Raw genomic sequence first — 18,925 nt, 5'->3', positions numbered from 1 at the left:
TTTTAAGCTGAATTTAGATCACATAAATTCCATTGTTTAATTGATTGATTAAATAGCATTGCTAGTAAGTCTATTCTTAATCCCAGTAGGTAAAATGGAGTTTAAAAACATAAACACTTTATTCATTTTTCCCGGAATAATGACTTCTTTTCCTTTTGTAAATTGATCAACGGTAATTTTTGCGGCTTCTTCGGGGTTCAAAATAGAACTTCTGGAAATCCCGCTTAAAGTCCTGTTTTGCAAACACAGATTGGTAGTGGTGTTCATCCCACCCGGGCAAACAATAGATACCGATATGTTGTATGGTTTTAATTCTTTTCTAAGACTTTTTGAAAAGGAAAGCAGATATGCTTTTGTACCGCCATAAACTTGTTTTTTTGGTAAATGAAAAAAACTTGCCATACTGCTTACATTTAATATACCCGATGGGGCATTGGCCTTAAAATCGTCTATAAACAATTTTATTAAAAGCGTTGGTGTTGAAACATTTACATTTATTTGATTTAAAAAATAATCTTCATCCATATTTTCAAAAAGGCCATTGCTTAACATGCCTGCATTATTTATTAAATACTTTACAGACGCTCCTTCCCTTTTTATTTCACTGCATAGTTGTATACAATTTTCCTTTGAGCTTAAATCGATTTCAAAAGCCAAAACATCAATTTTAAAATTATCTTTCAAAAAATTACTTAACAAAAGTAATCCCGAATTTGGTAAAGCCACCAATACCAGATTCGTCTGTTTTTTAGCATATTCCAAAGCCAAAGCTTTTCCAAAACCTCTGCTTGCACCAGTAATTAAAGTATAAGTTTTCATTACGAAAGTTTTAAATATTCAATGGTTTGCGTCAACCCAGAATTTAACGGTGTAATGCGATACCCTAAATCTGTAATTGCTTTTTGAGAAGTGGACAATCGGTTAACGAATAATGAGTTTAAAACACGTATGGTAATTCCAGATGGTTTGCCCAAAAAACCTCTAAAAACATTGATACATTTTAAACTTGTTTTTACAATTCCGAAATCAATTTTTATAATTCTAATTTTACTTTTGGTTAAATTCTTAATGTTTTTAAAAAGGGTTTCATAGCTAATATTTTCTCCACCTATGGTATATTTTCCAACGGAAGCTCTATTAGTCATTGCCAAAACATGTGCGTTTACAACATCTTCTATAAAAACATAATTTGCCGAAACATGTAATTTAGCAGGTACAAATAAAAAGTCATTGTTAGCTATTTTTGAAATTAAAGTGTTAACGCCACTTGAAAATGTTTTTAAACCTGGACCATAAACCCTTGAAACATTCAAGATAGCACATGGCAATCCTGTTTTTATATAATTGAAAACCAATTCTTCTGAAATACTTTTAGTCAATTCATAATCATTGGAATAAGACACCAATCTGGGTTGGTTTTCTGTAATTGGAACATCTTTATATGAGGGCCCAAAAACAGCCAATGAACTCGTATAAATAACTTTTTTAATTTTATGTTTTAATGATGCTTTCAAGATATTTTCGGTACCAACAACATTGGTATTATAAAAGTTGTCTAATCTTTTATTCTTTAAATTGGTGTATGCTGCGGTATGAAAAACATAGGTGCAACCTTTAATGTTTTTTTCAACAGATTCATAATCGCACACATTGCCTTGAACCGGGAAAATATTTCTATGATTCGGAATCTTCTCAGAATTCAAATCCCTAACTAGCGCTATAATTTTTAGATTTTGATTTGCCAGTTTTATTGCCAATTGATGACCAACATATCCTGTTGATCCTGTTAAAAATACCTTCATGATATGGTTTTGTTTTTTAAGGTTAGGTAATAAAAAATTGAAATTTCGTAAACGGCAGATAGTGAAAGATGGACTAAAAAAGCATACCAAACACTATTTGTAAAATAGGCTAACAGGCATAAAATTATTCCGAAAGGTATGGTGCCTAAAATTTCCTTTTTCGAATCAAAAGCATGTATTAGCATGTATAAAACAACATTGCACACTATGGCTATTGTTATAGTTACGTGATCTAAAAACATAAATAATAACACACCTCTAAAAAAGAATTCGTAGAACAATAGAAACCAAAATCTGATAATAAAATAAGCCCATGCATCTGAAAAACTATAATGCTGTGCATATATTTTTTCAATATTAACATGCTTTTTTATACTTAAATTAGAAATAAAAGCTGAAAGAAAAAACACAATTACAAAAGGGATTAATACGTGTAGTTTTGGAACCTCTATAGTGTTTATTAAATGTCTTAATTCTGGCATCATTGCAAAAGGGAAAATCCCGAAAAGCACGATACCCATGATGTGTTTTAAATTTATAAACCTTAAGCCGTTTACAACCACCAAAGCATTTTCCAATTTACCAATGCCTAATTTTTTATACATCAAACTAATTATAAAATAAGTGGTGAAAATAACACCGATGATAAACCAAATAACATGTAAACTATTCATGATTAACAGGTATTAAATCAACATTAAAAAGTGTGCTTTTTGCTTCAATTTTGATGCATTTTCCATTCTTATAATGAAAAACATTGTACTTCCCATTAGTAAACTCAACCTTATACTGCCCTTTACCCATAGGTTTTACAGGTGCCATTTGTTTTAAATTATCACAGAAAACGGATGAAATTCCAATGGGTTCTTCGTAATAAAGTGTTATAAGGTTTTGCTTGATTAAGCTAACATTTAATGCTTGAGAGTTTTTATTGGATTCGAGGTTATAATGATTGCCGTGCAAAACTATTTTATGGTTCGTTTTAGTTTTGTTGTTTACCGTTCTAAAAACCGAAGAGAATACTAATATGCCTTTTTTATAAACAGATTTTTCTTTACCTATGATATTAAACTTAAATAGAAATTTTGCTTTAATATTACTTTCAATCGTATAGGTTTCAGAATCTTTAAAACCATTCTTATTTGTTTTAATAGTTCCAATGGTTTTATCGCCGTTTATCACGTTGTATGTAATTGATTCAGAGTTATTAAAACTTGTAAACGCAGATAAACAAATCATTAAAGCGAAGAACAGTAGCGCTCTTATCTTTTTTATTTTTGATATTAATTTGTTAGTTATTTTAGCTGAGCTCGATTTTCTTTTAAATCTTCTAATGAGATATAAAATAAGTGCTGGTATCATAACTAATAGTTTTAAGATTATTATTAATCGTAAAATTATTAGCAATCACCGGTTCAAATATCCTAAATACTCTAAGTTGTAAAAATTAGGATGTCCAAAGATAATCTCGGACTAAAACGTTTAAAATTGGTCTCTAAAACGGGTGGGTGTTTCTGAAGTAAACTTTTTGAAAGCGGAATAAAATGTGGATTTCGAATTAAATCCGCATTCCAAACCAATAGCAACAATGGTGTAGGCACTAAATTCATCGTTCGATAAGAATTTCTTGGCCTGCTCTACCCGCAAGGAATTTATAAAATCTGAAAAATTATATTTACTATACGTATTGATTAGTTTAGAAAAATGACTTTTACTTATCCCCAACTGCGAGGTTATGGTGTCCATACTCAACAAAGGATCGAGATAGAGTTTGTTGTTTATAATATGTTGCTTTATGTTATTAAATTCTTTTTGATGTTTTTCATTAACAATGCGATCTTTTTGGGTTTCTGTTTTATTCGGCGGATTATCCGTAATCAGTACCTTGTTTTCATTTATGGTGCTTCTTAAAAAGATACGGTCTTGTACTACATTGTATTTATAGAATCCTTGGTATCCAATCCAATACAGCAAAACCGATGTCCCCAAACGCAAAGGATAGTACGCCATATCATTGTCAAAAATGTTTTTTATAATAATAGCTGTAATCCAAAATAAAATAATGATGCTCCCTAATCTTATGAACCATTTTATCCATTTTAAATCATCGTAACTTAAAATATAGTCAAGCATTTCGTGTTTTCTAAAAATTAATAAGCTGGCGTTTACAAATAAGAACACGCAGTAAAACACATTGCATATTTCTTCAAGTGCTGTGTATTTTTCAATTAAAGAAATGTCTCTATTTGGCACTTCATAATACACATAAGAAATTAAGCAAAGCCTAATAACCATTTCTGTAAAAAACAGGATTAATGTAGGCTTGATAAAGCTATTTACCTTTTTTTCTACTCGCAGAAAATTTGCAGTAAATGCATAAAACATGGGAAATATTAACAAATACCAAGGCACCAATAGCTGGTTTATTAAGAAAAGTTTACTTGTAAACCCACTATCAATTAACCATGCTTGCAGATTGTTTAATGAAATAAATAATACCGTTAAATTTAGGAATATAATTACTTTATGGAACCTTTTCTTTACAAAAACAGTCACAAGATTAAATCCAAAACCTTGAAGAACTCCAGCTATTAAAAGAAAATTAATAATTTTAACTATCACAAGTAATTACAGTTGGTTAAATACAATTAAAAAAAGATTTAATTAATTTTAGGGAAAACCATAATCTCGATGTTGCAATTTTTAAAAAAGCCTGAAACTCCTTAAGGAATTTAAGCAAACAACTATTAGTCAATCGATTACAAAAATATTGTTTTATTATTTTAAATCGTTATTTATTAACGAGTAATTTTTTCAAATATAACCTAAGCAATATTTATGTTAATTGAAGTCGCTCGTTTTGGTGCTTTGCGAAAAAAAACTTTTTTATAACTTTTCCTAACAACTATTAAACGAATATAGCTATCCAATATCCTGAAAAACCATGAAGCAGATGGTGTTGTTTTAGTTCCCATGATGGCATTAGTTTTACTGTTTTACAATAGTATTATATTTTTTATATCGTTAATGTTTAAGCATATCTTTTTAATTCCACCTTTAATGCTTTCAAATCCATAAAATCTTCCAGACTCAATGCCTATTTCTTTCAGTTTTAAAATTTTATTTTGAAAGGTTGTAATTTCAATAGACTTCATGCTATACATGGCATTATTTAATAGTTTGCACTTTTTTTTATAGGCTTCAACCATAGAAATACTCGGTAACGTCCAAAACAGAAAAATATGTGAGTATGAAGATTTCATTTTATTAAATGTTAAAAGATTATGACTCAAATTTACTTTGCATTTATTGATAATCATTAGACTAATTTGCTAAGAATTCAATTTATTTTTCTTAATTTTCACAAAATCATCCTCTTTCCTACTTTTTATTTTTGAAATAATGCAAGATCAGTTTATTCAATATTTAAAAGAAAAGGCGGATGACAACACCTCGTTTGTTGATGAAATAGCAGGTGTTTTAGATATTGGTTACGATGCCGCTTACCGACGAATTAACTTAAAAACCAGTTTGTCGCTTGAAGAAACCGTAAAGCTTGCAAAACATTATAAAATATCCTTAAATAAGTTATTTGAAGTAGGTAGCCAAACCACAATACTTACAGATTTATCGCCACCCATACACAATAAAGAAGGTTTGGAGATGTGGCTAAAACAATCCTACAATAGCGTTTATCCGTTAACAAAATTAAAGAGCGCTTCCATTATTTATTCGGCGAAGGATATTCCGCTTTTTCACACACTTAAAGATTCTTTTTTATCGCGTTATAAAATATACGTTTGGTTAAAGGATGTAGATACAGAAATGACAAGAAACAAGGTTTCCTTTGACGATTTTATAAAAGATATTCCGGATTCGTTGCTGGAAAACACCTTTAAATTAGGTGAGGTTTATAAAGATATAAACATTACCGAAATTTGGAATAACACGACTATTAATGGCACATTACAACAAGTGCTGTATTATTTTGAAGCAGGATCTTTATCCAAAGAATTGGCATTACTTATTTGTACCGATATTGAAGATGTGATACGACATGTTGAAAAACAGGCTATCCAACAATCGTTGATAGACTCAAAAAATAAGGCTACTTATAATTTATATTTTAACGATATACATACCATGAGTAATACCATTATGGTAAAAACACCACATCAAAAAGTATTTTTTACGCCGTTTACCGTAATAAGCTATTTTAAAATTGAGCATCAACCAACCTGCGAGCTTATGTTCGATTTTTTTGAGAAACAAATGAGTATTTCAAAACTATTGGTAAATGCCGGCGAAAAAGACAGATCGCTGTTTTTTAAAAGAATGCATCAAAAAATAAACCGATTAAGAGAACGTATTATTATCGATAATGATCCTTTTGATTTTGAGTGAAGAACCTTTCACAAAACGTTAAATCGAGTTAAAAATTTGCTATTCTGCTAATAATCATTATATTACTAGCTATGATAAAAGCAGATAAAGACAAATATTCAGACGTTTTAGAAAATTCAATCGCCTATTTGGAAAGCCGTGGTTTTGAAAATATTAAAGCCGATATTGATGGTTACGAAACACCAAAATCATTCTCGAAAGTAGGAAGCGATATTAGTATAACCCCAGATATTGTAGCCACAAAAGAAGGCAGAAAGCATTACTTCGATATAAGCTTAAAATCTGAAAAACCCAATCAACTCAAATCCAAATGGCTGTTTTTAAACACATTAAGCAGCTTAAAATCTCACCGGTTTAAAATAATTACTGCCCGCGGTCATTATAAATTTACACAAGATATGCTTGAAGCGGTAAATTTAAGCAACAAAAAGCCTATAAAAATTTAAATGATTCCAATTGAAAACATTCACGCTACCTTAACGATAGCAAGAGTTTCCTTTTTTCAAAAAAAAATATATTAGACAATGTGACTTTTTTAAACTTTTGGGGTCTTAAAAAAGAATGCGCATAAAATAATTATATTTTTTTGTAACATTTTTTGAAGATTGTACGTATAACTATAGAAGCAGGATTAGCAATCCTTAAAAAACAAAGGAGAACATTACATGAGACAACTTAAAATCACGAAGCAGGTTACCAATAGAGAAACGGCATCGTTAGACAAATATCTTCAAGAAATAGGAAAAGTTGACTTAATTACCGCAGACGAAGAAGTAGAATTAGCACAACGTATTAAAGCTGGCGACCAACTAGCTTTAGAGAAATTAACAAAAGCTAATTTACGTTTCGTAGTGTCGGTAGCTAAGCAATACCAAAACCAAGGACTTACTTTGCCAGATTTAATTAACGAAGGCAATTTAGGCTTAATTAAAGCGGCACAACGTTTTGATGAAACACGTGGTTTTAAATTTATTTCTTACGCTGTTTGGTGGATTCGTCAATCGATTTTACAAGCCTTGGCTGAACAATCGCGTATTGTACGTTTACCATTAAATAAAATTGGTTCTATTAACAAAATCAATAAAACGTTTGCTTTTTTAGAGCAAAGTCATGAGCGTCCGCCATCGGCCGAAGAAATTGCAAAAGAGTTGGATATGACGATTAACGATGTTAAGGAGTCTATGAAAAACTCCGGGCGTCACGTAAGTATGGATGCGCCATTAGTTGAAGGTGAAGATTCTAACTTATACGATGTATTAAACAGTGGTGAATCGCCAAATCCAGATAAGGAGCTGTTGCATGAATCGTTACGTACGGAGATTGAAAGAGCCCTTGAAACCTTAACACCTCGTGAAGCAGATGTTATTCGTTTATATTTTGGACTTGGAAACCAACACCCAATGACTTTAGAGGAAATTGGGGAAACTTTCGACTTAACTCGAGAGCGTGTACGACAAATAAAAGAAAAAGCTATTCGTAGGTTAAAACATACGTCTAGAAGTAAAATATTAAAAACATATTTAGGTTAGTAATTAAATTACGACTAAATTACGACAACAAACAGTTTCACATAACTGTTCGTTTTTTGATTGATGAAAGAACCCGCGGCTGATTACCGCGGGTTTGTTTTTTTATACTATTTTTGCGCAAATAAATTATATCACACAATGAGTTCTAAATTAATTGCACCATCAATTTTAGCAGCAGACTTTGCAAACCTTCAACGCGATATAGAAATGGTTAACCAAAGTGAAGCAGATTGGTTTCATATTGATATTATGGACGGTGTTTTTGTGCCCAATATTTCTTTTGGCATGCCCGTTTTACAAGCTATTGCCAAACACGCTAAAAAAACAATTGATGTGCATTTAATGATTGTGGATCCAGACCGGTACATCAAAACATTTGCCGATTTAGGTAGCCATATATTAACGGTTCATTATGAGGCCTGTACCCATTTACACCGTACACTTCAGACTATAAAAGCCGAAGGCATGCAAGCCGGTGTTGCCTTAAACCCACACACCAACATCAATGTTTTAGAAGACACAATTAACGACATTGATTTAGTATGCCTAATGAGCGTAAACCCAGGTTTTGGCGGCCAAAGTTTTATTGAAAACACTTATAATAAAGTGCAGCAACTTAAAGCGCTCATTAACCGAAAAGGCGCCTCAACACGTATTGAAATTGACGGTGGCGTTACCGATAAAAATGCAAAGCAATTAATTGATTCTGGTGCCGACGTTTTAGTAGCCGGTAGTTATGTTTTTAAAAGCGACGACCAACTTGAAACCATTAAAGGCTTAAAAGCTATTGCAAATTCTTAAAGCTGCTTTAGCAGATATTTTATTAAATCGGTTGTTGTAACAATACCCACTAAAATACTATCGTCGACCACTGGTAGTGCATGAAATTCTTTTTCGGCTAAAATTTTGGCAACTTCTTTAATCGTGGTATCGCTTGTTACGCTTACAAGGTTTTTGGTCATCACCTGCTCAATGGTAAACATATTATAAACCACAGCATCTACATTGCGCTCATCGTTTGTAGCATCGGCAAAACTAATCCGAAGTAAATCAGAATAGCTTAACATCCCTATTATAGACTCTTGGGTTACAACAGGAATATGCCTAATGTTGTGTCTTTTAAAAAGCATTTCGGCTCTATCTAAATTGTCAGACCGCGTTAAAGCGATGACGTTTTTGGTCATTATTTCTGAAACTGGAGTTAATTTTCTCATGGCATTCCGTTTTAAATTCTACATTAAAAGTATAAATGAAAAACCGAATAAAGTATGATAAAAATCATGGATTCAAGTTATTTTTTCCGCTCAATATCCTGCCACATTAAAATTAAGCATCTGCCTAACTTTTGCATAAACTTTGGGAAATTGTGATTTGAATTCCTGTGGTGTTTCAATAAAATTTTCGATGATTACAGCAACAAATTCAAACTGATTTGTAAAGGCATATTTTCGAAAATAATCTGAAGCCATAAGCCTGTTCCTTAAAGCTTCGTTTATTGATAACAGCTTTGTGAGTTCTTTAAAAGAATCGCTAAAAATGGTGGAACTTACATCGCGTTCCTTAATGCTGTTTATATGAATGGCGTGTGTAAATTCATGAATGCCCAAATTCAAATTATCGTTTCCATCATTAAATCCCGCCATAAAATCTTCCCAAGACAACACCAAGGCCTTTAGCTTAGGATTGAATTCACCGCGGTGATAGGCTTTATTGGTATTGGAATAAAACTTTTTAGGATAGATAACAATTTTAGAAATTACACCAATATAAAAGTCCCTAAACCCGAAGGTAAGCATTACGGCAGTGGCAGAGATTAAAACTTTCATCTCATCGGTAATCCTGTTTCCGTCCCTACCAATAAAATCTTTGTCTTTAATAAATAAGGCCACACGGTGCTCGAAATATTTTTTTTCTTTATCCGATAACTTCTTATAAAACGAAAATCGATTTTTTAAAATTGTTTTTTGCGACTCATTTAGCTGTTTTAAAAATATATAAAAGTGATTGTACAACGGCTTTTTATGCTTTAAAACATATGCCATTTCGGTCATTTTAAAAGCAAAATAAAGCAATAAATAGGCTAATACCGCAAACAGAATACCCAATATAACTTTACTGCCCAAGGTATAAGTCTCAATAATAAAAAAATAAAGCATATAGCATAAACGTTTTTAAAAAGTTAAAATTGCCAGATTTTATTTGTCCTTTACTTTACATAGTTTCCGGCAATTTACAATTAAAAACCCAAGTTCTATTTAACTAAATCACGTAGTCGTTGTGCCGCTTGTTCTGCAGTGATGTCGCGCTGTGGCGTACCAAACATTTCGTAACCTACCATAAACTTTTTTACGGTAGCACTTCTTAATAACGGCGGATAAAAACCCATGTGCCAATGCCAATGGTTATTGTCTTCACCGTTTGTTGGCGCTTGGTGGATACCGCTGGAATAAGGGAAAGAACAGTCAAATAAAGCATCGTAAACTTTGGTTAAAACCGAAATAGCTTCGGCATACGCAAGACTTTCCTTTTCAGAAATTTGGGTAATATCTTTGTATTGTTTTTTTGGTGCAATCATAGCTTCAAATGGCCAAATGGCCCAAAAAGGGATTAGCACTACAAAATCGTCATTTTCAAAAATGATTCGTTCTTTGGCTTCTAATTCCTGTTTTAAATAATCGCCTAAAAGGCTGCTTTTATTTTTTGAATAGTAGGTTTTTTGCTGATTGTCTTTCTTTTCAACTTCGTTTGGAATTGTAGACTGGCTCCAAATTTGACCATGCGGATGCGGATTACTACAGCCCATTACTGCGCCTTTATTTTCAAATATTTGGACATTATTTATGGTTTCGTTTGCACCGAGCAATTGGTATTCTTCCTGCCAAACTTTTACCACTTTGTTAATGGCATCAACACCCATATCGGCCAAACTTTTAGAGTGGTCTGGACTAAAGCATATCACTTTACAAATTCCCGTTTCGCTTTCGGCTTTAAACAATCCGTTATTTAAAGCAAACGTTTTGGAGTTGGATTGTAGTGCAGCAAAATCGTTTGTAAATACAAAAACATCTTTATAATCTGGATTTACTTCGCCGTTAATCCTCGTGTTTCCGGCGCATAAATAACAGTTAGGGTCGTGTGTTGGGCGCACCTCGTTTGAGACCGATTCGTTTTGTCCTTGCCACGGTCGTTTGGCGCGATGCGGAGACACCAACACCCATTCGCCCGTTAATATATTGAATCTTTTATGCGAGTAATCTTGTAAATCTGTATTCATTTTTAGTGGATATAATTAAGTACTACTTTACTAAATGGGTGCCGTTTGATAATTTCACAAAATACACCGAGCAATCTTTACCAAATTTATTTTTGTAAGCTTTAGATGCTGCATCGGCAAAAGCCTTTGCTTCGGATTTGGCAACCAAATTAATGGTGCAACCTCCAAAACCGCCACCCATCATTCTGGCTCCTAAAACATGTTTATTCTTCTTGGCTTGTTCAACAAGAAAATCCAATTCATCACAACTCACTTTATATTGATTTGATAAGCCTTCATGCGATTGATAGATTAAAGCTCCCAATGTTTCAAGGTCGTTATCTTCAATAGCTTTAGCCGCTTTTATGGTTCTTTTATTTTCCTGAATAACGTATAACGCTTTTTGATAATTTTCTGGCGTCACTTTATCTTTAATTTTTTCCAAATCGGCTTCGGTAGCATCACGAAGTGCTTTTATTCCTAGTAATTCAGAAATATTTTCGCAAGCAGCTCGCCTATCGTTATATGCGCTATCAGACAAACTATGCTTTACATTCGTGTTTATTATCATAAGTTGATGATCCTTGAAATTAATTTCGAATGGTTTAGATTCAACCGTTCTGCAATCTAAGTGCAACGCGTTGTTTTCTATCCCAAACATGCTGGCGTATTGGTCCATAATCCCACATTTAACACCCACGTAATTGTGCTCTGCTTTTTGTGAAATTAAAATCATATCGTGCTTTGTCAACCCTAAATCAAATAGTTCGTTCAGCCCAAAAACCACACTATTTTCCAGAGCTGCTGAAGATGACATACCGGCACCTCCAGGAATATCGCCCTTAAAAACGATATTAAAATTGCCTACAACTATATTCTTTTTTTGAATTTCGGCAACTACACCAAGCACATAATTTTCCCAACTGCCCTCGGGTGATGGTTTTAATTTATCCAAGTGAAATTCAACCGTACTATCCAAATCCAAGGCTATTGCCGTACAATGCCCGGAATCGCTTTTTTGAATAGCTGCGGCAATACCTTTATCTACTGCGGCAGGAAAAACAAAACCTTCGTTATAATCGGTGTGCTCGCCAATTAGGTTAATTCGCCCAGGAGAAAAAACAAGCAAAGGGTTTTGGTTAAAGGTTTCAATATATGTTGTCTTTACGGCGTTAATTAATTCAGCATTCATTTTTTATGTGTTAAGTTATTATATCATTTTTAAACGCCATTCTATGTGATAAGACGCGTTGGATTTTAAAACTTTAAGCCCGATTTGGTTATTAAAACTATCCGACACACCTGTTGTTGGCTCTATGGCAATAATGTTTTCTTTTGGCGGTGTATAAACCTGTAAAAAATTATTTTCTTCAGAAGATTCAATCACAAATTGATATGTTGGCGTGTTGAATTTAACGGTATCATCATCTAAAATCCAACAATCGTCCAGTTTTTTATCTTTAATATTAAAAGTTTTAATGGCTTCGATGTTTTCAACACCCATGGTTATATTGCGTTCTCCCAACTTTAATTTTTGATGGCTTGAAAATTCTAAATTACTGGCGTATAAATTTTCACTTAAAAAATAAGGATGCCAGCCCAAAGTAAAGGGAAACGACGCTGTACTTGTGTTTTTAATCGAAACCAATAAATTCATGGTGTCTTTAGTAAAAACATACTCCAATTGTATGGTATAGGTAAACGGAAATCCTTTGGACAATGCATTTTCCTCATATTCCAATTTAACCGAAATGGAATCGTTGCCGCCTTTGTGCGCTATAATTTTAAAGGCTTTGTTGTAAACCAAACCGTGTAACGCATTGTTTTCAGATTTATTATTGGTGTCTAGCTGATAACGGGTTTTATTAAAAATATAAGTGCCATCTTTAATCCGGTTAGCAAACGGAAATAGAATAGCACTCGCATAAGTTTCGGCATAAACCAAAGGGTTTAAATCTACTATAATCGATTTGCCGTCAAGCATTAATTCTTGTAAACTTGCGCCATCATTCAAATGTATTTTGGCATAAAACGAATCATCGGAATTTTTTAATTCCAACACATTGGTTTCATTATGGTGTTTAATACTGTACACTATGATTTATGTTTTAATGGTTATAACGAGTTTCTTAAAATAAGGTTATTCGGGTTTACAATTTTACCCACTTCTTTATTGCGTATCATGCTTGCCAATTTTTTCCCCATGGCATTAAAATCGGTGGAAATGGTAGTTATACCATCAGCGACAATTTCTTTGAGCAAGGTATCATTATACGAAATAACGCCCACATCCTGAGCCAATATCAAATTGTTGTTTTTAAATGATTTTATAATTCGAAGCAAGTTTTTATCATCCGGAATAACATAAAGTTCACCAGGTTTCGGGGTGTTGTTTTTAAGTGAATCAACAACCGAATAGTTAATATGATAGGTTTCACAAAATAACTTAAACCCTTTAAGCATACCTTGCGGCTGCTTATCTTCAGGGAAAAGCAAAATTAGTTTTTTATATTTTTCAATAAGATGCAATGCCTTTTTTAAGCCATTAAAAATATCTTTTTCAAAATTTTGGTAAATGGCAGAATAGGGTTCTAAATCATCATGTAATTGATCTAAAATATAAACCTTGTCCTGTGGCAGATTTTGAATAACCGCATTTGTATTGGTCAAATTGGCCGGCATAATAACATAGTAATTATAGGCTCCAATATTGTCGTGAATCAGTTTACTAAAAATAGTCGTATTAAAATGATGGAAAAAAATATCTACCTGGATGTTCTCCCCCAAATCTTCTAAAAACGAATTGTACAAATCTTCTTTAAACGAGTTTAACTCATCGAAAAGCAAAAACACTTTCTGATTCACATTGATATCCTCACTGGAAACGTAGTATCCTTTACCGACAACAGATTGAACAATTCCTCTGTTTTTCAGTTCGTTAAAAGCCGTTAAAACCGTGTCTCTAGAAAGCGAATGCGCATCTTTAACCTTATTAATCGATGGCAACTGATCGCCTTTTTTAAGCACACCGGATGTAATGGCCTCTTCAATGGAGTTTACAATTTGCTTGTATTTTGGTATGCCTATTTTATCTTGAATTGAAATCATATCGAGTACAAAGGTAGCATTTTAAATCATAAAAACCTACTAGACCCTACTAGTTGTTTTTTATTTATTTAAAACTATAAGTCTTTAAAAATAAATATCTATATTTGATGCTTTAATACTAACTAAACTAACTATTACATTATGACAGCAGGATTTGGTACTTGGGACTATGTGGTCTTTATTTCATACGCCATTTTAATTTTGGGCGTAGGATTATGGGTTTCTAGAGACAAAAAAGGACATCAAAAAAACGCCGAAGATTATTTTTTGGCCAGCAAATCCCTGCCATGGTGGGCTATTGGAGCATCATTAATTGCAGCTAATATTTCAGCTGAACAATTTATAGGCATGTCGGGTTCTGGTTTTGCATCAGGGCTTGCCATAGCATCTTACGAGTGGATGGCTGCCATTACCCTTATAATTGTCGGTAAATATTTCTTGCCTATTTTTATTGAAAAAGGGCTTTATACCATTCCGGAATTTGTTGAGAAACGTTATTCTACCAACCTTAAAACCATTCTCGCTGTATTTTGGATTGCACTTTATGTATTTGTGAATTTAACCACCGTTTTATATTTAGGCTCCTTAGCCTTAAACACCATTTTAGGAATACCATTAATTTACGGTGTTATAGGATTAGCATTATTTGCTGCAGCCTATTCGCTTTACGGAGGTTTATCTGCCGTGGCTTGGACCGATGTAATACAAGTTATCTTTTTGGTACTGGGAGGTTTGGTAACCACTTATTTAGCGCTAAACACCGTTTCGGGTGGCGAAGGATTTATTTCGGGATTAACCACTGTTTTTGAAGAAGTGCCTGAACGTTTTGAAATGATTCTTGACAAATCCAATCCGGAATACAAAAACCTACCGGGTATTGGCGTTCTTGTTGGTGGTATGTGGGTAGCCAACTTGTACTATTGGGGTTTCAACCAATATATCATTCAAAGAACATTAGCGGCGAAATCTTTAAAAGAAGCTCAAAAAGGAATTTTATTTGCCGCGGTATTAAAATTAATCATTCCTTTAATTGTAGTTATTCCTGGAATTGCTGCGTATGTAATGATTAATGACCCGGAAATTATGGCACGATTAGGCGATGTTGCCGCTAGAAACCTACCGTCATTGGAGCAAGCGGACAAAGCTTACCCTTGGTTATTGCAATTTTTGCCAACCGGCCTTAAAGGTCTAGCATTTGCCGCCCTAGCCGCTGCCATAGTATCTTCTTTAGCCTCGATGTTAAACTCTACATCTACCATCTTTACGATGGATATTTACAAACAATACATCAATAAGACCGCTAGCGATAAAGCTACCGTAAATACGGGAAGAATCTCTGCGTTTGTCGCTTTGGTGATTGCCTGTATAGTGGCACCTCTTTTAGGAAACCTAGACCAAGCATTCCAGTTTATACAAGAATACACCGGAATAGTGAGTCCAGGTATTTTAGCAGTGTTCTTATTAGGTTTATTTTGGAAGAAAACCACAAACAAAGCAGCTATTATTGGCGCATTGGCCTCAATCCCGATTGCGATGTATTTTAAAGTAGCGCCAAAAGGGTGGTCAACATCTCCGTTCTTTGTGGATGTACCATTTATGGACCAAATGGGATTAACGTTACTTTTAACTATGTTGGTAATAGCGATATTTAGTTATATACAGCACAAAGGTGCAGATGATGAAAAAGGCATACCAATTACGAAGCAACTGTTTAAAACCTCGCCATTGTTCAACATTGGGTCGTTTGCAGTAATGATAATTCTAACTGTTTTATATGCCTTATTCTGGTAAACGGTTCAATTATAAAAAACCAAAAGCCCTGTAGTTTCACATTACAGGGCTTTTTTTATTTGTAATCACCAAAGGGATTAATTACGCTTTTAGGTTTTCTTTTTTAATAAAGAATGAAGTGAAACTTTAAGTTTCCACGAACAGGCTCCGCTGCGCTCATCCCTAAAAGCTCCGCTTTAAAAATAGAAAAAGGATAAATAAAACTATGGGTAAATTCAGTTTTATTTATCCTTTTTCTTTTTATTCGTGACCGCGGAGGGATTCGAACCCCCAACCCTCAGAGCCGAAATCTGATATTCTATCCAGTTGAACTACGCAGCCAATTGTATTATACTATTACGATAATTTTTGTCTTACTATATTAGAAATGGTTTTTCCATCGGCTTGTCCCGCCAACTCTTTGCTAACTATACCCATAACTTTCCCCATATCCTTCATGCCTTCTGCCCCTATTGAATCGATGGTCATTACCACCACTTTCTCTATTTCCTCATCGCTTAAAGCTTCCGGTAAAAACTGAGCAATAACATCGGCTTCGGCCAACTCGGGAGCAGCTAAATCTTCGCGCCCTTGTTCCAAATAAATCGCAGCACTGTCCCTGCGCTGTTTTACTTGTTTTTGAAGTATTTTAACCTCCTGCTCCTCGGTTAGTTCTGCCTTAGCACCACTTTCGGTTTGCGCCAATAAAATAGCGGATTTAACCGCACGTAACGCAGTTAAAGCAGTTTGGTCTTTAGCTTTCATCGCTGCCTTTAAAGCCGACATGACATTGTGTTGTAAACTCATGGGTTTTTATTTGAAATGCGAAGATATAAAAAAGTATGCAGTATTCAGTTTACTGTCTTCAGTTAAAAAATCATTTATAAAACAAAAAAAAATCCTTTTCCAAATTAATAAAAGAGCTAAGTTTTATTTCGCTTTAAAAAAAATGATAAAATAAAAAACCCGAAAAGTTGAGGGAACCTTTCGGGCGCATAAACAAGTAAGTTCAATGTGTGTAATTTTAGTCTACATTATCGTGTAGAAAAGAATTATTATTTCGCAATTGAATATCGTCGTTATCATCTAAACCAATGCTGGTTCGCGACATATCGTTTTCAGAGGAGTGTTTGGCTTCTTCTAAATTTACACCTTGACGCTTATAAGCGGGCGTTTTTTCGATATCGTCAATTTTAGCGCTATTGAATTTATAGTTGAACTCTTTCATCTTCCGTCTGCGTTCGTCTGCGCGTTCTTTCAATAAATCCGAAATTGGGCTATTCAATGGGTCTACCTCCTCGCTTGCCGATTCTTCATTATTTTCTTGAGGCAAAACTTTTTTCTCAAAAACAATATCGTTGTCAATTTCCTCTTCAACGTCTTTGGATTTTGATGCTTTTTTATTTATTGAAGATTCCACTTCAACATAATCATCCAAAGCATAACGTATATCACCTTTTTCGTTGGTTTCGTTTACGGTTATAAGCTCCACATAATCATTAACCGGAATGTTTTTTGCTTCTTCATTTAGTTGATGCGACACAACGTCATCGTTGTTGCTGTCTTCCTCAGCATCTGAAGATAATGGCAAATCGAAAGTTAGCGTGATTTGTTGTTCTTCTTCGATATAATCTGAAATCACCTCAACATCGGTCATGTTTTCAACATCGCTAGACATTTTTGTTACGGGCTTGATAATAAAATCCTCTTCTTCAATATGATTGGATTTTACTTCATCATAAACCACATCGATATTTTTAATGATTTCTGAAGTTGGAATTAAATTGATATCCTTTGAAAAATCGTCAACAATATCCTGTTTTACTACCGCTTTTTTTGTGGGTTTTACAGGTTCTTCATCCAAATCTAAATCTAAAGTATGCCTAACAATCGGTGTTTCTTTTTTCTCTTCTAATTCAACAATAGGTTCAATAATTACCGGATCTTTAGCTTTAAGGCTAATATCTTCTTCTTCGTTTAACGAGTGCACTACTTTTTTGGTTTCCGTATTGGAAATCTCGTCTTGCTGTTCAATATTAAAACCGGTTGCAATAATAGTAACCGCAATGGATTCTTCTAAAGCCTCGTCTTCGCCTACACCCATAATAATGTTAGCGCCATGGCCAGCTTCGGTTTGAATATGGTCGTTAATTTCCCCAATTTCGTCAATGGTAATTTCGTGCGATCCGGAAACAATTAAAAGCAACACATTTTTAGCGCCCGTAATTTTATTATCGTTTAATAATGGTGAATCCAATGCCTTACGAATAGCATCTTGCGCACGGTTTTGACCGGATGCCAAGGCAGAACCCATTATGGCCGTTCCGCTATTGCTTAAAACGGTTTTGGCATCGCGTAAATCGATGTTTTGTGTGTAGTGATGCGTAATAACCTCAGCTATACCACGAGCAGCAGTAGATAGCACTTCGTCGGCCTTTGAAAAACCAGCTTTAAAGCCAAGGTTTCCATAAACCTCGCGAAGTTTGTTATTGTTTATTACGATTAAAGAATCGACAACATCCCGTAATTTTTCAATACCTTTTTGAGATTGCTCGATACGCATTTTACCTTCAAAAGCAAAAGGCATGGTTACAATACCAACGGTTAATATATCCAAATCTTTTGCCATTTTAGCAATAATTGGTGCCGCACCGGTTCCGGTACCTCCGCCCATTCCGGCCGTTATAAACACCATTTTTGTGTTGGTGTCGAGCATGGTTGAAATATCGTCAAAACTCTCAACTGCCGATTGCTCGCCAATATCCGGGTTCGCGCCCGCTCCCAATCCTTCGGTTAAATTAACGCCTAATTGGATTTTGTTGGGAACACCACTGTTGTGAAGGGCTTGTGCATCGGTATTACAAACGTAAAAATCGACGCCTTTAATACCTTGTTGGAACATGTGGTTAATGGCATTGCTGCCGCCACCGCCAACGCCAATAACTTTAATGACATTTGATTGATTCTTCGGTAAATCAAATGCAATGCTTTCGAATTCTTTTTTGCTGCTCATAAATTCTGTTTTACTGGGGTTTTGTACTTTATATTTTTAATTCAAT

At 34.0% G+C, this 18,925-nt stretch carries 19 protein-coding genes and 1 tRNA gene; 5 read left to right on the top strand and 15 right to left on the bottom strand.

Translation table 11 applies throughout. The annotated features are described in order from the left end of the window. Nucleotides 1–48 precede the first annotated feature (48 nt). From ACN5J7_RS04045 to ACN5J7_RS04020, 6 genes are all read right to left on the bottom strand, one after another. Nucleotides 49–819 carry an SDR family NAD(P)-dependent oxidoreductase gene (locus ACN5J7_RS04045; RefSeq protein WP_418602889.1) on the bottom strand — a complete coding sequence of 257 codons (771 nt, stop codon included), beginning with the start codon at nucleotides 817–819 and terminating at the stop codon, nucleotides 49–51. Further along, nucleotides 819–1,802: an NAD-dependent epimerase/dehydratase family protein gene (locus tag ACN5J7_RS04040; protein WP_418602888.1), complete on the bottom strand. Its 984-nt coding sequence runs from the start codon at nucleotides 1,800–1,802 to the stop codon at nucleotides 819–821. The genes ACN5J7_RS04045 and ACN5J7_RS04040 overlap by 1 nt, the downstream gene beginning before the upstream one ends. Next, complete coding sequence (locus ACN5J7_RS04035) at nucleotides 1,799–2,407, bottom strand: CPBP family intramembrane glutamic endopeptidase (RefSeq protein ID WP_311940814.1); 609 nt, start codon at nucleotides 2,405–2,407, stop codon at nucleotides 1,799–1,801. The genes ACN5J7_RS04040 and ACN5J7_RS04035 overlap by 4 nt, the downstream gene beginning before the upstream one ends. A 61-nt stretch (nucleotides 2,408–2,468) precedes the next feature. Further along, nucleotides 2,469–3,164 (bottom strand): DUF6134 family protein, encoded by a 696-nt coding sequence (locus tag ACN5J7_RS04030; protein ID WP_418602887.1) that lies wholly within the window; start codon nucleotides 3,162–3,164, stop codon nucleotides 2,469–2,471. A gap of 120 nt (nucleotides 3,165–3,284) precedes the next feature. Next, a complete protein-coding gene (locus tag ACN5J7_RS04025) occupies nucleotides 3,285–4,424 on the bottom strand; it encodes a helix-turn-helix domain-containing protein (RefSeq protein ID WP_418602885.1) in 1,140 nt (379 codons plus the stop codon). A 374-nt stretch (nucleotides 4,425–4,798) separates the two neighbouring features. Continuing rightward, on the bottom strand, nucleotides 4,799–5,065 hold the full coding sequence (locus ACN5J7_RS04020) for a hypothetical protein (protein WP_418602884.1): 267 nt from the start codon (nucleotides 5,063–5,065) through the stop codon (nucleotides 4,799–4,801). A 139-nt stretch (nucleotides 5,066–5,204) separates the two neighbouring features. On the opposite strand from ACN5J7_RS04020, the gene ACN5J7_RS04015 reads away from it, so the two are divergent. From ACN5J7_RS04015 to rpe, 4 genes are all read left to right on the top strand, one after another. Beyond that, nucleotides 5,205–6,206 carry a hypothetical protein gene (locus ACN5J7_RS04015; RefSeq protein ID WP_418602883.1) on the top strand — a complete coding sequence of 334 codons (1,002 nt, stop codon included), beginning with the start codon at nucleotides 5,205–5,207 and terminating at the stop codon, nucleotides 6,204–6,206. Between the two features lie 71 nt (nucleotides 6,207–6,277). Further along, on the top strand, nucleotides 6,278–6,652 hold the full coding sequence (locus ACN5J7_RS04010) for a hypothetical protein (protein ID WP_311940800.1): 375 nt from the start codon (nucleotides 6,278–6,280) through the stop codon (nucleotides 6,650–6,652). A 219-nt stretch (nucleotides 6,653–6,871) separates the two neighbouring features. Beyond that, on the top strand, nucleotides 6,872–7,735 hold the full coding sequence (locus ACN5J7_RS04005; protein WP_242085608.1) for a sigma-70 family RNA polymerase sigma factor: 864 nt from the start codon (nucleotides 6,872–6,874) through the stop codon (nucleotides 7,733–7,735). Between the two features lie 138 nt (nucleotides 7,736–7,873). Further along, entirely contained in the window at nucleotides 7,874–8,536 is a 663-nt protein-coding gene (gene rpe, locus ACN5J7_RS04000) for a ribulose-phosphate 3-epimerase (RefSeq protein ID WP_418602881.1), read from the top strand. Here the strand turns inward: rpe and ACN5J7_RS03995 are convergent. From ACN5J7_RS03995 to ACN5J7_RS03970, 6 genes are all read right to left on the bottom strand, one after another. Next, nucleotides 8,533–8,949, bottom strand: a complete 417-nt coding sequence (locus tag ACN5J7_RS03995; RefSeq protein ID WP_311940787.1) for an HPP family protein — start codon at nucleotides 8,947–8,949, stop codon at nucleotides 8,533–8,535. The genes rpe and ACN5J7_RS03995 overlap by 4 nt on opposite strands. 90 nt (nucleotides 8,950–9,039) lie before the next feature. Then, on the bottom strand, nucleotides 9,040–9,891 hold the full coding sequence (locus ACN5J7_RS03990) for a zinc-dependent peptidase (RefSeq protein ID WP_311940785.1): 852 nt from the start codon (nucleotides 9,889–9,891) through the stop codon (nucleotides 9,040–9,042). A gap of 95 nt (nucleotides 9,892–9,986) precedes the next feature. Beyond that, the gene (locus ACN5J7_RS03985; RefSeq protein ID WP_418602879.1) at nucleotides 9,987–11,009 is read right to left on the bottom strand and encodes a UDP-glucose--hexose-1-phosphate uridylyltransferase; all 1,023 of its coding nucleotides are present in this window, start codon (nucleotides 11,007–11,009) and stop codon (nucleotides 9,987–9,989) included. A 22-nt stretch (nucleotides 11,010–11,031) separates the two neighbouring features. Further along, nucleotides 11,032–12,180, bottom strand: a complete 1,149-nt coding sequence (gene galK / locus ACN5J7_RS03980; protein ID WP_418602877.1) for a galactokinase — start codon at nucleotides 12,178–12,180, stop codon at nucleotides 11,032–11,034. A gap of 18 nt (nucleotides 12,181–12,198) precedes the next feature. Then, entirely contained in the window at nucleotides 12,199–13,083 is an 885-nt protein-coding gene (locus ACN5J7_RS03975; RefSeq protein WP_418602876.1) for an aldose 1-epimerase, read from the bottom strand. A 20-nt stretch (nucleotides 13,084–13,103) separates the two neighbouring features. After that, nucleotides 13,104–14,096, bottom strand: coding sequence for a GntR family transcriptional regulator (locus ACN5J7_RS03970; RefSeq protein ID WP_418602875.1), 993 nt, complete (start codon nucleotides 14,094–14,096; stop codon nucleotides 13,104–13,106). A 141-nt stretch (nucleotides 14,097–14,237) separates the two neighbouring features. Between ACN5J7_RS03970 and ACN5J7_RS03965 the strand changes: the two genes are divergently transcribed. Further along, complete coding sequence (locus tag ACN5J7_RS03965; protein WP_418602873.1) at nucleotides 14,238–15,887, top strand: sodium/sugar symporter; 1,650 nt, start codon at nucleotides 14,238–14,240, stop codon at nucleotides 15,885–15,887. A 247-nt stretch (nucleotides 15,888–16,134) separates the two neighbouring features. Here the strand turns inward: ACN5J7_RS03965 and ACN5J7_RS03960 are convergent. From ACN5J7_RS03960 to ftsZ, 3 genes are all read right to left on the bottom strand, one after another. Next, nucleotides 16,135–16,208 (bottom strand) — tRNA-Arg (locus ACN5J7_RS03960). A 15-nt stretch (nucleotides 16,209–16,223) separates the two neighbouring features. Continuing rightward, a complete protein-coding gene (locus ACN5J7_RS03955) occupies nucleotides 16,224–16,673 on the bottom strand; it encodes a GatB/YqeY domain-containing protein (protein ID WP_311940765.1) in 450 nt (149 codons plus the stop codon). A 217-nt stretch (nucleotides 16,674–16,890) separates the two neighbouring features. Beyond that, the gene (ftsZ, locus tag ACN5J7_RS03950) at nucleotides 16,891–18,879 is read right to left on the bottom strand and encodes a cell division protein FtsZ (protein WP_418602871.1); all 1,989 of its coding nucleotides are present in this window, start codon (nucleotides 18,877–18,879) and stop codon (nucleotides 16,891–16,893) included. Nucleotides 18,880–18,925 lie beyond the last annotated feature (46 nt).

Source organism: Hwangdonia sp. (genome assembly GCF_048381975.1).
Classification (GTDB): Bacteria; Bacteroidota; Bacteroidia; order Flavobacteriales; family Flavobacteriaceae; genus Hwangdonia; species Hwangdonia seohaensis.
Note: the sequence above shows the minus strand (reverse complement) of the source record. Positions and strands in the feature narration are given on the sequence as shown.